The sequence below is a fragment of the Streptomyces sp. NPDC058045 genome (assembly GCF_042885635.1).
Classification (GTDB): Bacteria; Actinomycetota; Actinomycetes; order Streptomycetales; family Streptomycetaceae; genus Streptomyces.
Window position 1 is genome coordinate 71,697 of record NZ_JBHVRR010000012.1, and the last position, 14,020, is coordinate 85,716.

Annotated in this window: 14 protein-coding genes and 1 pseudogene; all 15 read left to right on the plus strand. The window is 71.0% G+C overall.

Annotation, left to right across the window (positions count from 1 at the left end; translation table 11 throughout):
* The 15 genes and pseudogenes from ACFVST_RS10520 to ACFVST_RS10590 all read left to right on the plus strand — a co-directional run bounded on the left by ACFVST_RS10520 (position 1) and on the right by ACFVST_RS10590 (position 14,019).
* Positions 1 to 945, plus strand: coding sequence for a type II secretion system F family protein (locus ACFVST_RS10520; RefSeq protein ID WP_390148897.1), 945 nt, complete (start codon positions 1 to 3; stop codon positions 943 to 945).
* A 17-nt stretch (positions 946 to 962) separates the two neighbouring features.
* Positions 963 to 1,850, plus strand: a complete 888-nt coding sequence (locus tag ACFVST_RS10525; RefSeq protein WP_390148899.1) for a DUF5936 domain-containing protein — start codon at positions 963 to 965, stop codon at positions 1,848 to 1,850.
* Between the two features lie 10 nt (positions 1,851 to 1,860).
* Positions 1,861 to 3,294, plus strand: a complete 1,434-nt coding sequence (locus tag ACFVST_RS10530) for a sensor histidine kinase (RefSeq protein ID WP_390148901.1) — start codon at positions 1,861 to 1,863, stop codon at positions 3,292 to 3,294.
* Positions 3,295 to 3,357: 63 nt separating this feature from the next.
* Entirely contained in the window at positions 3,358 to 4,512 is a 1,155-nt protein-coding gene (locus ACFVST_RS10535) for a response regulator (protein WP_390148903.1), read from the plus strand.
* A 230-nt stretch (positions 4,513 to 4,742) separates the two neighbouring features.
* The gene (locus ACFVST_RS10540) at positions 4,743 to 4,976 is read left to right on the plus strand and encodes a Flp family type IVb pilin (protein WP_390148905.1); all 234 of its coding nucleotides are present in this window, start codon (positions 4,743 to 4,745) and stop codon (positions 4,974 to 4,976) included.
* On the plus strand, positions 4,976 to 5,626 hold the full coding sequence (locus tag ACFVST_RS10545) for a pilus assembly protein TadG-related protein (RefSeq protein WP_390148907.1): 651 nt from the start codon (positions 4,976 to 4,978) through the stop codon (positions 5,624 to 5,626). Before ACFVST_RS10540 ends, ACFVST_RS10545 begins: the two co-directional genes overlap by 1 nt.
* Positions 5,627 to 5,657: 31 nt before the next feature.
* A complete protein-coding gene (locus tag ACFVST_RS10550; protein ID WP_390148909.1) occupies positions 5,658 to 6,230 on the plus strand; it encodes a hypothetical protein in 573 nt (190 codons plus the stop codon).
* Between the two features lie 67 nt (positions 6,231 to 6,297).
* Complete coding sequence (locus tag ACFVST_RS10555; protein ID WP_390148910.1) at positions 6,298 to 6,900, plus strand: OmpA family protein; 603 nt, start codon at positions 6,298 to 6,300, stop codon at positions 6,898 to 6,900.
* Positions 6,901 to 7,145: 245 nt separating this feature from the next.
* Entirely contained in the window at positions 7,146 to 7,613 is a 468-nt protein-coding gene (locus tag ACFVST_RS10560) for a DUF4231 domain-containing protein (RefSeq protein WP_390148912.1), read from the plus strand.
* A gap of 136 nt (positions 7,614 to 7,749) precedes the next feature.
* Positions 7,750 to 8,472 (plus strand): hypothetical protein, encoded by a 723-nt coding sequence (locus ACFVST_RS10565; RefSeq protein WP_390148914.1) that lies wholly within the window; start codon positions 7,750 to 7,752, stop codon positions 8,470 to 8,472.
* Positions 8,473 to 8,796: 324 nt separating this feature from the next.
* Entirely contained in the window at positions 8,797 to 9,396 is a 600-nt protein-coding gene (locus tag ACFVST_RS10570; protein WP_390148916.1) for a TetR/AcrR family transcriptional regulator, read from the plus strand.
* Between the two features lie 116 nt (positions 9,397 to 9,512).
* Complete coding sequence (locus ACFVST_RS10575; protein WP_390148918.1) at positions 9,513 to 10,091, plus strand: hypothetical protein; 579 nt, start codon at positions 9,513 to 9,515, stop codon at positions 10,089 to 10,091.
* Positions 10,092 to 10,172: 81 nt separating this feature from the next.
* Positions 10,173 to 10,447 (plus strand): annotated as a pseudogene (locus ACFVST_RS10580) (MarR family transcriptional regulator); the annotation flags it as partial.
* A 101-nt stretch (positions 10,448 to 10,548) separates the two neighbouring features.
* Positions 10,549 to 12,651: a serine/threonine protein kinase gene (locus ACFVST_RS10585; protein WP_390148919.1), complete on the plus strand. Its 2,103-nt coding sequence runs from the start codon at positions 10,549 to 10,551 to the stop codon at positions 12,649 to 12,651.
* A gap of 84 nt (positions 12,652 to 12,735) precedes the next feature.
* Positions 12,736 to 14,019 (plus strand): MFS transporter, encoded by a 1,284-nt coding sequence (locus tag ACFVST_RS10590; protein WP_390148921.1) that lies wholly within the window; start codon positions 12,736 to 12,738, stop codon positions 14,017 to 14,019.
* Position 14,020 lies beyond the last annotated feature (1 nt).

Consider the following 14,020-nt stretch of genomic DNA (forward strand, 5'->3'; position numbering starts at 1 on the left):
ATGCTCGACAAGGACCAACTCGTTCCGCTGACGATCGGCGTCACGCTGCTCACCTGCGTCCTCGTCGTCATGGGCATCCACGCCTACGCCTCGGGACGCGCCCAGCGCGACGCCATGGTGGACCGGCTCTCCCACACCGGTCAGATCCCCGTCGGCCGGCACCGCCGCTTCCGCAAACTCGACCGCCGCATCCGCCGCACCCGCTTCGGCAAACGCATCGAGTTCAAACTCGCCGCCACCGGACTCGACGTGACACCGGGCGAGTTCTTCGTCTACATGCTCGCCACCGTCGCCGCCCTGTGGATCATCGGGCAGGCCGCCCTGGCGTCCTTCTTCGGACCCATCGCCGGCCTGCTCGGCGTCTATGCGGCGATGCAGTTCCTCAACTGGCAGCGGCAGAAGCGCATCGAACGCTTCATCAACCAACTCCCCGAACTGGCCCGCATCCTCGCCAACGCCACCCAGGCCGGACTCGCCCTGCGCACCGCCCTGTCCATGGCCGCCGACGAGCTGGAAGCCCCCGCCGGAGAGGAACTCTCCAAGGTCGCCAGCCAGTTGGCCGTCGGGCACACCATCGACGACGCCCTCGCCGAACTCGCCGAACGCCTCCCGTCCCGCGAACTCGTCGTCCTCGTCACCACCCTGGTCCTCTCCAACAAGGCAGGCGGCACCGTCGTCGGCGCCCTGCGGAACCTCACCGAGACCCTTGAGGAACGTAAGGAGACCCGGCGCGAGGTCCGCACCCAGCTCTCTCAGGTGAACATGACCGCGTACGCGGTGCCCGTGATGGGCGTCGGCGCCCTGCTGCTGATGAACGGCGTCAAGGACGGTGCACTCGACCGGATGACCAGCTCCACCATCGGACAGGCCTGCGTCATCATCGCCTTCGGCCTCTACGCCCTCGGCTTTGTACTCATCCGCCGCATGTCCCGCATCGACATCTGAGGCAAGGAGGCACCGGCATGGAACTGATCCTCGCACTCGTCATGGGCCTCAGCGTCTGGGGCTTCTTCGCCGGCATCCGGATGTACCGCAGGGACGCCAAACTCCCCGGCGACCTCGCCGTCGCCCTGGAGGTCGGCGCCACCCGCACCGGCGCCGCCAACTCATTGGTGGACCGCCTCGGTATGCGCTACGCCCCCGCCGTACTGCGGATGATGGGGCCCAAGCAGGTCAACAAGGTCCGCCGCAAGATCGACCTCGCGGGCAACCCCGGTGGCCTCACCATCGACCGCTACGCCGCCCGCCGCGCCGTCTATGGCGTCCTCGGCGGCGTGGGCGGCCTCGTCATGCTGTCAAAGGGCAGCGTCTTCGTCGCGCTGATGCTCTTCGCGTTCGGCGCCTTCTGGACCGAGGTCGGCATCTGGTCCGCGATGCGCATCCGCAAGGACGAGATCGAACGCACCCTGCCCGACTTCCTCGACGTCCTCGCCGTCGTGGTCAGTGCCGGCCTCGGCTTCCGTCAGGCCCTGGACCGCGTTGCCTCCAAGTATGAGGGCCCGTGGTCGGACGAACTCCGTATCACCCTGCGGCAGATGGACATGGGCATGAGCCGCCGCCAGGCCTTCGCCGAGCTGCGCAAGCGCAACGACTCGGAACAGGTCGCCATGTTCGTCACGGCACTCCAGCAGGGCGAGGAACTCGGCGCGCCCATCGTCGACACCCTCGTCGCCATCGCCACCGACATGCGCCGCACCGACGCCCAGAACGCTCGCCGCAAGGCTGCCCGTGCCGTCCCCAAGGCCACCATGATGATCACCACCTTTATGGTGCCGGCCACCATGATCCTTCTCGGCGCGGGCCTGCTGCTCGGCTCCGGTACCGACTTCGGCTCCATCGCGGGCAAGTGAGGCACCAGCCATGGCCATCTCCCTGAAGCCGCGCCGCCGGGGCTCCGCCCGCGGCGCGGCGGAGATCACCACTCCGCCGTCCGACGGGCGGATCCCCGGGCAGCGGCCGGGCGCCCGCCCCCTGCGGCCCGGTGCCGGTGCCGCCTCGGCCGGGCCCGCCCTCACCATCCAGGTGAGCGCCCTCCAGGCGATGTGCCGCCAGGTCTTCGGCTTCCGCCTCGCGATGATCGCGCTGGCCGCACCCGTCGCCCTCCTCAACGCCGCCCCGGGCGTCGCCTCCCAACTCGTCGCCGCCTCCGTCCTGGTGACGTTCATGGTCTCCTACGTCCTCTTCCGGGACTGGGAGCGCTTCGGGCCGATGCTGCTGCGGCACCCCTCGCTCCTCGCCGTCGACGTGCTCTTCGGCGCCCTCCTCCTCGCCGCCGCCGGCCCCCAGTCGACCCTCGCCTATGTCAGCGTCTGCACCCCCCTGCTCGCCGGCATCGTCTACGGCTGGCGCGGCGCCGCCTTCTTCGCCTCCCTCCAGGCCTGCATCCTCGTCCTCGTCGAGTCCGCCGCTCACAGCAACCGGTCGATCGCCGAACGGGTCCTGCTGCCCGGGCTCTGCCTCCTCATCGGCGTTGTCGGTGTGACCCTGCGGAATCTGCTGCTGCGGTTCGGCGCCGCCACCGAAGCCCTCACCGCGGTCCGGGCCCGCCTCGCCGTCACCGAGGCCGTCGACTCCGAACGCGCCCGCCTCGCCCGGGAGATGCACGACTCCGTCGCCAAGACCCTGCACGGCCTCGCCCTCGCCGCGGACGGTCTCGCCGGCACCGCCGACCGGATGGACCCGCTCACCGTCCGCCACCAGGCCGAACTGGTCGCCCGCTCCGCCCGCCGGGCCGCCTCCGAATCCCGCGAACTCCTCTCCGACCTGCGCCGCGAATCCGGCCTGGACGGCGACGGAGTCGACGTACTGGGTGAACTCGCCGCCCGCACCGCCGACTTCGGCCGCCGCACCGGACTCCCCGCCACCTACCGGCCCCTCGGCGACACCCCCGCCCCGCCCGTCCCGCACGCCGTGGCCCGGCAGCTCCTCACCATCGCCTCCGAAGCCATGGAGAACGCCCACCGGCACGCCCACCCCACCCGCCTCGCGGTCCGCGGCGGCGTCCACGGCGACCAGTACCGCATCAGCGTCTACGACGACGGCCGTGGTCTGCCGCCCGGCACCAGCCTCGACGACCTGCGCAAAGCGGGGCACTTCGGCCTGGTCGGCATGGTGGAGCGCGCCGCCTCCGTCGGCGCCCGCATCCGGATCGGCCGCGGGCGTGCCGCCCAGGGGACGGAGGTGCGGGTGGACCTGCCGCTGGCCGCGGTCACCCCCGACATCGCCGTACCCACCGCGGACGGCATCCCCAGCCCCCGCACCCCGCTCACCCAGCCCGACCCGCCGCCCCACTGATCCGCCGCACGGTCGCCCCCGCCGCTCTCCCCGCCACCCGACTCCCCGAGAGGAGGCCGCAGAATGCCGGCAGACACACCACACTCGGGCGGATTCCCGTACCCGCCGAACAATGTGACCCAGCAGACCTCTGCGCACTCGGTAGCCCGCTCAGAGCACACCCCGGCCCAGGGCCTGCCCTCGCAGAACACCCCGCCGGACGGCTCCCCGGCCCCGCCCGGCCCCGTCCCGCCCGAGGGCCCGCCGCCCGCCACCGCCTTCCCCGCCCCACCCGCACCGCCCACCGCCGCGCCGCTGCGGGTCGTGGTCGCCGACGACAACCCGGTGGTACGCGCCGGGCTCACCGTGCTGCTCTCCGGCCGCGACGACATCCAGGTCGTCGGCGAGGCCGCCGACGGCCACCAGGCCTACCAGGCGGCCGAACAGCACCGGCCCGATGTGGTCCTGCTCGATGTGCGGATGCCCGGCGTCGACGGCATCTCCGCCCTGCCGTACCTGGTGCGGATCGCGCCGGTGATGATGCTGACGTACAGCAGGGAGAGCGAGATCGTCCGGGAGGCGCTGCGGCTCGGCGCCGGGGGCTATCTGGTGCACGGCGAGTTCACCGCCGACCAGCTCGTCGCCGCCGTCCGCGGCATCAAGGAGGGCCGCCCGCACTTCACCCACACCGCGGCCGGCGCCCTCCTCGCCCATGTACGGCAGGACCCGGCCAGCCCGCAGCCCCCGCCGCTGCCCGACGGCCTCGGCACGGCGACCGCCTCCCATCTGGCCCCGGACACCCGCCACCCCGGAAACATTCCACCCGCAACACCCCGGACACCGCCGGAAACCCCCGGATACGACGGCTCCCACCTGCACCGACACCCGCCCGCGGGCTATGCGGCGGAGGGGGTTTCACGACAGCAACCGCATATGGCACAGTCTGCGTCTGGATGGGCAAGGGCGGACAACGCGCCCCACGAAGGCGTCAACAGGGCGCAGTACCAGTTGAGTTCGAGGGAGGCGGAGATCATGGACCTCATCGCGTCCGGCATGAACAACCAGCAGATCGCCGCCACCTGCTTCATCAGCGAAAAGACCGTCAAGAACCACATCAACCGGATCTTCGCCAAGCTGCACAGCACCAGCCGCAGCGAGGCCGCCGCCAAGTGGCTCGGCACCGCGCCCGGCCACGGCGGCGGCCCGGGCGCCGGAAGGGGGAGCGGCAGCCGTGGCTGAACGGGGGATCAGGGCAGCGGGCCACGGGGCCCACCCGCACGGCAGCAGGGCCCAAAGCACCCTTTGGGCCCGGGAATGGGCCCTCGGGCCCTGCTTTGGGACCCCCCGAGGGGCGTACGTTTCTCGTGTCGAAAGCGGCACCGGCCAGGAGGAAGCCGGTTCCACGGACGACACCACAAGAACTTGCGCGTCGGCCGAACAGGGGTCGGCCGAACCTGGAGGGGAACATCATGAGCAACCCGATGCTGAAGGCCGCCGTCGACACCAAGGTCCGCGTGAACGGTTGGAAGAACACCACGGTCGAGGCCATCGAGCGCCGCAGCGACAAGGGTCAGACCGCAGTCGAGTACCTGGGCATCATCGCGGTGGTCGTGGCGATCGTCCTGGCGATCGCCGGCACGGACATCGGCCAGAACATCTTCAACGCGATCAAGGACAAGATCACCGAGGTCACCGGCGGCTGATGAGGCTCCGTCAGCACGGCGATTCAGGGCAGGCCTTCCCCATCTACATCACGGTGGTGGCGGGCCTGCTCTTTCTCGCGTTCGCGTATCTTGCGGTCGGCCAGGCCGCAGCGACGAAGAACGGGGCTCAGACGGCGGCCGACTCGGCGGCCCTCGCGGCAGCGCAGGACCAGCGTGACCAACTCGCAGGTGTGTGGCTGAAGAACATCCTCGACCCCAGCCTCTGGGAGTCGATCCTCGATGGCACCACGACCGGGCTGAACCCGTCCTGCTGGCGCGCCCAGCAGTTCGCCGCCCGTAATGGTGCACACCTGGACAACGGGTACTGCGACAAGGGCTGGTGGCCCCTCAGCTACACGGTCAAGGTCAAGACTGACAAGCCCGTGGGCGAGAGCATCGTGCCCGGCACGGAGCACAAGTACGCCACGGCCACCGCCCGCGCGGTGATCGAACCCCGATGCTCCTTCAACCCCCTCCCCGACAACGGGAACGGCAAGGGCAAGGGGAACGGTGGCGGCAACGGAAAGGGCAAAGACAAGACGCCCCTTCCGGAGCTGATCTGCAAGGGCAAGCACTGGAACCTTGACCCGGACCACCTGGTGAACCTGCCCGGCCCTGAAGACCTCTTCGACGTTCATCTGGCCGACTGACAAGCGATCGACGAACAAAGGAAACGTACTCATGAGCAAGCGGTTCGCTACGAAAGCCCGTAGGGGGATGGTCGCAGTGGCCGTTGTGGCCGGTCTGACCTTCGGGGCGGCCGCCTGCAGCAGTGACGACGACAAGAAGGATCCGCCGTCGTCCTCCGCATCCAAGAGCGACTCCGGTCCGGGCACGCAGACGGACGACCCGGGTGAGAAACTGGCCGAACTCAAGGGGCAAGAAGGATTGTTGCTTTCCATCAATTCGGCTAAGCGCGACAGTGGTGGGTTCGTCACTGTCAATGGCTCGATGAAAAACGATGGCGGCAAGTCGGTTAATGTTCCGGCCCAGTTGAGCGGTGATGAAACCGAAATCCTCCGGCACGGTGTCTCTCTTGGAGGGGCCACCCTGGTGGACTCCAAGGGAAAGAAGCGCTACTACGTGCTGCGGGACACCGAAGGCAGGCCGCTGACCACTACGGGATTCCCTGCTGTCAAAGCGGGCGAGAGCGTCCCCGTCTTCATGCAGTTCCCCGCCCCGCCGGCGAGCACCTCCGAGGTGACTTTCCAGATTCCGACCTTCTCGTCCGCGTCCATCAAGATCTCGGGCTGAGGCGGGACTCATGAACCACACCCGATTCGGTTCCCGTGTTCCGGGAGTGCGTCCCGCCGTCGTGGCGATGGCCACTTCGGTCGTGCTCGCGGCCGGCGTCCTGACAGCGGCCACCACGGCGTCCGCGGACGACGGCCCGAGCCAGCCGCCCGGCACTGCGCCGTCCGCGTCCGCCCCGGTCAAGATCGACCCCAAGGACCCCGACCTGAAGCTGCCGGAGGGGGCGACCCTCGGGGACCCGAAGGTGCTCGACATCAAGGCGGTCATCGGCGACGAGGGCGGTGAGGAACGTCGTGAGGACACCAACTCCGATGTGAAGTACGCCCTTCAGGCCGAGGTCCTCTTCGGCAAGGACAGTGCCAAGCTGGGCAGCGGGGCCAAGGCCCGTATCCATGGGGTCGCCCAGGAGATCAAGAAGGAGGGGTCGAGGACCGTGCGTGTCTTCGGCTTCACCGACAATCTGGGTTCCGCCGCGCACGGCGATGTGCTGTCCAAGCAGCGCGCCCGGGCCGTGGACGACGTCCTGGAGCGGGAGCTCGGCGACAGCGGCATCACCTTCGAGGTCCGCGGCTACGGGGAGAAGTTCCCGATCGCCGACAACGCGACCGAGGACGGCCGTAAGAAGAACCGCCGTGTGGAGGTCTCCTTCCCCCGCGGCAACCAGGGCTGACGCTCTACCGCTCCGAGTGGGGCCGGTCCCGTTCCAGGGGCCGGCCCCACCGGCGTGCGCGCTCGCGGCCTCGGGCGGTCGGTCGGTGGACGGTGACGGTGCCCGGGGCGGAGGTCTTGGTGGGGCACCAGATAGAGGCAGGGCCTGCCGTCCCCGCCGTACGTCTACCGGCCGGCCCCGCCCCTGGGCAGACTCATCGGTGGCAGTGCCGCGCGGCGGCCGGACGGACATGGACGGAGACACTGATGCCCACGACCAGTGAGGACGCGCTGCTGGCGCAGGCCCTGGCCGACCTGGACTGGTACGCGCGGACCCGGGACCGCGCCCGCCGCTGGCACCGGGCCACGGAGCTGGGCGCGCTCCTCGTCGGGGCGGCGACCATCATCACCGCCGGGGTCCGCGCCCCCGCCTATCTGACCGCCACCCTCGCCGGGGTCGCCGTACTCATCGGCGGATTCCGGCAGGTCTTCAACCACACCGAGCGCTATGTCCTGGCCGCGGAGGCCTGGATGCGGCTACGGCAGGCGATACGCCGCTATGAGCTGCTGCCCGAGGCGGAGCGGGACGAGGAGGCGCGGCGGCGGTTGCTGGACGCGGTCGAGGCCACCGCCGACAGCGAACTACGGGGCTGGGCCGCCTATCAGCGCGGCCCGGCAGCCTCGTACCGGAGTGATCCGGCGGCGGTGCCGGGGGAGGGCGCCGGGCAGGTGTAGCGATCGCCTCCGCGGAACCGCCAGCAGGCTGCTGTCGATGGATGGAGGCCTGGTCGCTGGGGGAGCACGTCTGGTCGCGGGCGGTGAAGTGCCTTGATACTGGCCGTACTTGGAGCCGGGAGCGGAGGCTGAGGGTATGGGGAGCGGGCGGGGGTGGTGGCGGGCGGCACTGTCCGTCGGGCTCCTCGGGGTCGCCGCCGGGGTGGTGCTGCTGCTGGAGGGTGCGGGCGGCGGCCGGGGTACGGGTGCGGTGGTCGCGGGTGGCTGCGGGTGCCTCGCGGTGTGCGCCGCGGTGATGCTGTCGCGCGGGCGGGGGAGCGGCCACCGGGGGACTCCGGGCAAGGATGGGTCAGCGTCCGGAAAGGCCTCCCGGGACACGCGGATCCGGGGTGGCCGGTACCGGTCGGTGAAGGACGACGCCTTCCTGGTCACCGTCGCCGAACGTCCCGACAGGCCTGCCCCCGGGCCCCGGACGAAGGCCGAGGCAGGGGCTTCGGAGGTACGGGGGCCGGTCACGGTGGTCGGCGGGCGGGAGGACGTCGAGTTGGCGGTGCGCGCGGAGGGGGTGCGGGTCCGCCACAAGTGGCCCAGCCCGGCCGGGGGTGCCCGCTGGCGGCTCTGGTTCGAGGAGCGGTGGGAGGCCATCGACGGCCTCTCCTTCGACTACGGCACCCATGACTCGGTCGTCGCCCTGTACGCGGTCCCGGCAGACGGAACCCGCCAACACGTGGTGGACGCAAGGGCGTTCACCGACGAACAGTGGGACAAGGTGGCCGCCGGCATCACCTACCTCACCGCCGGCCGCCTCACCCTCGACCCCACCGGCCGCGCCAACCCCGGCCCCGTCCGGGACACTTGACCGGCGCCCGAGGCGATCGACCCCGAACGTCCGGTCGCGTACGGCCCCCCGTCCCGTACGCGACCCGGTCGTTGTCCCCAGTGTGTGCTCAGTCTGCGGCATGATCCATCTGATTCCGGAATTTTTTCCAGAAAAAATTTCAGCGACCAGGGTGCACTTACGTCCATAGTTGCGGATATCGGTCACATTGGGATGCGGTGCCGCTCGTGCCGCCCGGGCCATGACATCGTTGCCCTCCCGGAAGATGAACGACGAGCGGCGAACCAGGCGAGCCGCGCACCCTGAAGGGGACCGGCCGCGAGCGGGAGTGAGGGCGTCGGAGGCATGGGGCCGAAGCAGCAACGCGGTGAGGCGACCGTCGCACAGGTGCTGGACTGCGCTCTGGAGCTGTACGCCGCCTCGGGCGAGGCCGGTCTCACCGTGGGCGCCATCACCTCCGCCAGCGGCGTCAGCGCGGGCAGTGTCTACCACCATTTCGGCAGTCTCCAGGGCGTGTTGGCCGCGCTCGCGGAACGCTGGCTGGGCCGGATGCTGACGGAGATGACCGCGGCGCTCGGGCGGGCCGACGAGGATGCGCGCGGCGGTGTCGAGGCGGTGATCCGCGCCTATCTGGGCTTCGTCCGGCACCACCCGGAGGCGTCCCGGCTGATGCACTCGGTGGCCGTGGACCGCCATGCGATGGAGCACGGACGGCAGCTCCGGAGCAACCAGGAGGCGCGGCTGGCCCCCCTCGCCAACTGGCTGCACGCCCGGCGCGAGGCCGGTCAACTGGCCCAACTCCCCGTGCCCGTACTGGAGTCACTGGTACTCGGCCCGGTGACGGCCATCGCGCGCCGCTGGATCTCGATCGGCGACATCGACCTGGACGAGGCGCTGCGGACACTGCCGGACCATGTCTGGCGGTCTGTCAGCCCCGACGCCTGAGTGACCCTTCGGGGGAGCTTCCCACAACTGCCTTGCCGCTAGGGGGCGTTGAGCCTTCACTGGACCCGGTGTTTGACTGGTTGCCCGGTCGGCCACGGCACGAAGGCGGGGAGACGATGTCGGACGGGGTGTACGGCGGCGGGTACGGGGCGGGACCGGGTGGCGGGGGCGGCTGGTCGGAGGAGCACCGTTTCGAGGCGGTCATCGCCGAACCGGCCGTACGGCAGGCGATCGCCGGACATACCGCACGGTCTCAAAGCCGCCTGAGCGCCGAGGAGTTCCTCTCCCTGGCGGCCTCGCTGACACCCCTGGTGGGGCACTCCCTGCCCAGCAGCGCAGCCCAAGGGCGGCGGCTGGCCACGAAGTTGGGCGTACGCAGTGGCAAGTCCCGTGAGGTGGCAGTGCAGTTGCCGGTGGGGCGGGCCATCGCCTCCGTACTGTGCTCTCTGGCGCTGCACGGGCAGCCGGTGCGCGGGGTGGAGCAGTACGGGGACGGCTGTGTGCTGATCGCGGAGATCCCCTCCGACGCCAGGACCTTCGGCGGTGTCCTGCGGGTGGCCGTCCGCCGGGGCGCGGGCGGGGCCTCGGCGGTGCACGCGGCGGCGGAGATTCCCGGTCAACTCCTCGACTGGGGCCGGAGCAAGGGCGCCCTGGACGCCCTCTTCACCGACCTCGCAGGACTGGGGCTCGTCTGACAGCCGCCCCCGTACTCCCCGGCGGTCCGGCTCAGGACTCGACGCCCGCCGAGGTCGATGGTCATCTGGGACAGGACATGCTTCGGTCTCGACACCTCCACCCTCGACCGGCAGACCGCCACCCTGCGCGCCGGACTGGTCGAACGCATCCCCGACCTGGCCGGCGAAATGGCACGCAAGTTCCGCATCACCGAGGAGGGGCCCGGCAGTTGGACGCGGAGCGCGAGGGCATCGTGGCGGGCCTGGACCGGGTGACGGTCGACTGGGACGACGAGGACATCGCCGCCTTCGCCGCCTGTCTGCGTCGCTTCAACGCCGATATCGAACGCCCGGGCGGCCGCCCCTGGGGCCGCCCCCGATGCCAACTTCCCTCCCTGTATCGGGTGTTGAGAGGGTGTTGCGGAGATTCCCGGCGGCGCGGAACCGGCCTGCCGGGGGCCGCGTCACCCTCCCGGTGATGCCTGAGCGCGAGGAGGCGGAGCCTGTGACGGAGCGGTTCACCATGGGGCTCGTCGAGCTGAGCGGCGAGGAGCGCGCCCTCGGCCCGTACCGGCTGCTCGGGCAGTTGGCCACCGGCGGGATGGGACTGATCTATCTGGGCCGGGACCAGCGGACCGGTCAACTCGCCGCTCTCAAAACGGTGTTGGCGCCCGGTGGAGTCAGCGCCGAGGCCCGTAGGCGCTTCCGCCGCGAGGTCGAACTCGCCGGCCGCGTCACCAGCCCCCGCACCGTCCGGGTACTCGCCTCCGACGCCGACGAGACCAGACCGTGGATGGCGATGGAGTACATCCCGGCGCCCTCACTGGAGGCGCTGGTGGTGCGGTCCGGGGCGCTCGCGGACGGGGCAGGGGTGCGCGGCGTCGGCCGGGGCACCGCGGAGGCCCTGGTCGAGCTCCACCGCCGCAAGATCGTGCACCGCGACGTCAAACCGCTCAACATCCTGCTCACCCGGGACGGCCCCAAGGTCATCGACTTCGGCATCTCGCACGCCGGCGACCTCACCAGCACCCGGCTCACCCTCAGCACCATCGCGTTCGCCGCACCGGAGCAGGCCGAGGGCGAGTCCTGCACCCCCGCCTCCGACGTCTACTCGCTCGGCGTGACCCTCTACTACATCGCCGCCGGCCACCTCCCGTACCCGGAGACCGTCGAACCGCTCCAGCAACTCAACTACGTACGGCGGGCGGAGATCGACCTGGGCGGGCTGCCGGACGGGCTGGCCGAGCCGATCGGCGCCTGCCTCGCCCGCAGCCCCGGCGACCGTCCGACGGCCCGGGAACTCCTCGATGTCCTCGCCGGTGGCACCACCGTCCTGCCCGCCGACTGGTCCACCCTGATCGGCACCTACGAGGCGGAGGGCCGGCGCCTCCAGAACGCCGGCGGCCTCTCCGAAGCGGAGACCGTGGTCCGCGACTGGACGACCCCGCCCACCCGCGTCCTCACCGAGACCCCGGCCGGACAGCGCCAGCCCGAGAAGAAACCGAAGAAACCGAAGACGCCCGAGAAGCAACAGAGTTCGGAGACGCAGGGGCCGAAGACACAAGGGCCGAAGGCCGTCGTCCGGCTCACCAGTCGTGCCACCGTGACGGTGCGCGTCCTCTCCGGCGGGAACGCGCTCGGCGCGCTCGACCCCGGGGAGAGCAAGGACTTCCCCCTCGCACCCGGCTCCCGGAACCTCCAGGTGACCGCGCCTGACCACCAGGACGCCTTCCGTATCTACGGACTGCGGCGGGACCAGACCCTGGCACTCGAAGTAAGCGCGCGGAAAGGGCAGTTGTACGTCGAGCGGCCCGGGGTCACGCCCAGGAAGGCGACCGGCGGAAGCGGATCGAACGTCTCCTGGCAGGCGGCGGCGGGGGTCACGGCCTTCATCATTGTGGTGATGGCCGTGATCCTGGTCGTGGGTACGTTGATCGAGGACGGGGCGAAGCACGAGGACGCGAAGTCCTCCGGCACCCCGCCCGCCGTCGCCACCACCGAACCCACTGACACCGCGACGGACGACCCCACCGAGGACACCACGAACGACACCACAGAGGACACCACCGGCGACAGCGAGGAGCCCACGTCCACCCCGCCGAGCCCCGAGGACGAGGCGTTCGCCGCGATCGCCGTCGACGACTGCCTGAGCGACCGGAACGGCCGGGACGGCGACTGGACCTCCGACACCCCCAGCGTCGCCTCCTGCTCCGACACCGGCTCGTACTACCGGGTCGTCTCCGTCTCCGACTCGGGCCACTGCGACTCCGCCGACCTGACCCGGTACCACGACAACGCCGACGGCTCCGAGACCGACCTCTGCCTGGACCGCAACTACCAGCCCGGCCAGTGCATGTTCGCCAAACGCGACAGCGGCCGGCTGCACACCTACTGGAACCAGGTCACCGGCTGCCACGCCTCCTTCCCCGACAAGTACGAGTACATCGTGCAGGTCACCCGTGTCTTCCCGAACGGCGCTCCGGACGGGGCCTGCGGCAGCGACCGGGTGTGGACCCCGGACAACGGCGGGACGTTCTGCGGCAGACCGGTGTGGAAGCGCACCGAACTCCCCAGCATCTGAACTCGCCACCCGGCCAGGCGGGTTCGGTACCCCGGCACCGCTGCACTACCCTCACGCACTCGGCGACGGGAGGACCGGGTGGGCATGGCGGGCGGGGCAGCGGCGGGCAAGGGGAAAGACGCAGATCAGGGGGAGGACGGGGGCCGACGGCAGAACCCACTGCGGATCCCAGCGTTCCGGCGCTATGTACTGGCCAGCCTGATCTCGGCCACCGGCACCGCCATGGCCCCGCTGGCACTGGCGTACGCGGTGCTGGGGGAGGGCGGCGGGGCGGGCTCGCTGGGGGTGGTGCTGGCCACCAACACGGTGCCCACCATCGTCTTCGTCCTCGCCGGGGGTGTCCTCGCCGACCGGTTCTCCCGCAGCCGGCTGCTGTTCGCCGGCAATCTGCTGGCGGCCGGCGCGCAGGGTGTGGTCGCGGTGCTGGTGGGGTCCGGGCACGCCACCACGGCCACCATCGCGGCCTGCGGTTTCGTCTCCGGGGTGGCCACCGCGCTCACCGTCCCCGCCGCCCGGGGCGCCGTACCCCAACTGGTCCCCGCCGAAGCCCTCCAGCAGGCCAACGCGCTGCTGCGGCTACCGGGCAACGCGGTGAAGGTGCTCGGACCGGTCATCGCGGGACTGATCGTCGCGTTCGCCGGACCGGCCTGGGCGCTCGGCTGGGACGCCATCAGCTTCCTCGTCGCGGCTCTTCTGCTGCTCGGGATGCGGCTCCCGGCACCGGTCGCCGCCGAGAGTGCCGTGGCCCAACTGCGGTCCGGCTGGCGGGCGTTCTGGTCCCGCACCTGGCTGTGGACGTACACCGCCGCGGGTACCGCCGTGGTCGCGGCCTGGCTCGCCGGGTACCAGCTCCTCGGTCCCGTCATCGCCGACCGGCAGTACGCGGGGGCCCGCGACTGGGGCCTGGTGCAGGGCGCGTTCGCGCTGGGGCTGCTGGTCGGCACCCTGGTGTGCCTGCGGCTGCGGCCCTACCGGCTGCTCGCCGTCGCCGTCACCACCGGCGCGGCCCTGCTGCTACCGCTGACGGCGATGGGCCTCGGCCTGGCACTGCCCTGGGTGCTCGGGTCCGCGGTGCTCGCCGGGATCGGCCTGGACGTGGCGGTGGTCACCTGGAGTACGGCCTTCCAACAGCACGTTCCCGAGGGCGAGTTGGGGCGGATGGGCGCGTTCAACGACGTGGGGGAGCGGCTGGCGCTGCCGCTCGGCTATCTGGTCACCGGCTTCGCCGCGTCCCGCTGGGACCCCGCCGGCGTACTGCTGGTGTGCGCCGCGGCCATCGCCGCCACCACCGTCCTCAACCTCTGTGTGCCGCAGGTGTACCGCATCAACCGGATCGACCCGCGGCAGGACCTCACCCCGGCCGCCTGAC

Coding starts and splice junctions, on each gene's coding strand:
- ACFVST_RS10520 (WP_390148897.1), top strand. CDS start 1: ATGCTCGACAAGGACCAACTCGTTCCGCTGACGATCGGCGTCACGCTG.
- ACFVST_RS10525 (WP_390148899.1), top strand. CDS start 963: ATGGAACTGATCCTCGCACTCGTCATGGGCCTCAGCGTCTGGGGCTTC.
- ACFVST_RS10530 (WP_390148901.1), top strand. CDS start 1,861: ATGGCCATCTCCCTGAAGCCGCGCCGCCGGGGCTCCGCCCGCGGCGCG.
- ACFVST_RS10535 (WP_390148903.1), top strand. CDS start 3,358: ATGCCGGCAGACACACCACACTCGGGCGGATTCCCGTACCCGCCGAAC.
- ACFVST_RS10540 (WP_390148905.1), top strand. CDS start 4,743: ATGAGCAACCCGATGCTGAAGGCCGCCGTCGACACCAAGGTCCGCGTG.
- ACFVST_RS10545 (WP_390148907.1), top strand. CDS start 4,976: ATGAGGCTCCGTCAGCACGGCGATTCAGGGCAGGCCTTCCCCATCTAC.
- ACFVST_RS10550 (WP_390148909.1), top strand. CDS start 5,658: ATGAGCAAGCGGTTCGCTACGAAAGCCCGTAGGGGGATGGTCGCAGTG.
- ACFVST_RS10555 (WP_390148910.1), top strand. CDS start 6,298: ATGGCCACTTCGGTCGTGCTCGCGGCCGGCGTCCTGACAGCGGCCACC.
- ACFVST_RS10560 (WP_390148912.1), top strand. CDS start 7,146: ATGCCCACGACCAGTGAGGACGCGCTGCTGGCGCAGGCCCTGGCCGAC.
- ACFVST_RS10565 (WP_390148914.1), top strand. CDS start 7,750: ATGGGGAGCGGGCGGGGGTGGTGGCGGGCGGCACTGTCCGTCGGGCTC.
- ACFVST_RS10570 (WP_390148916.1), top strand. CDS start 8,797: ATGGGGCCGAAGCAGCAACGCGGTGAGGCGACCGTCGCACAGGTGCTG.
- ACFVST_RS10575 (WP_390148918.1), top strand. CDS start 9,513: ATGTCGGACGGGGTGTACGGCGGCGGGTACGGGGCGGGACCGGGTGGC.
- ACFVST_RS10585 (WP_390148919.1), top strand. CDS start 10,549: ATGCCTGAGCGCGAGGAGGCGGAGCCTGTGACGGAGCGGTTCACCATG.
- ACFVST_RS10590 (WP_390148921.1), top strand. CDS start 12,736: ATGGCGGGCGGGGCAGCGGCGGGCAAGGGGAAAGACGCAGATCAGGGG.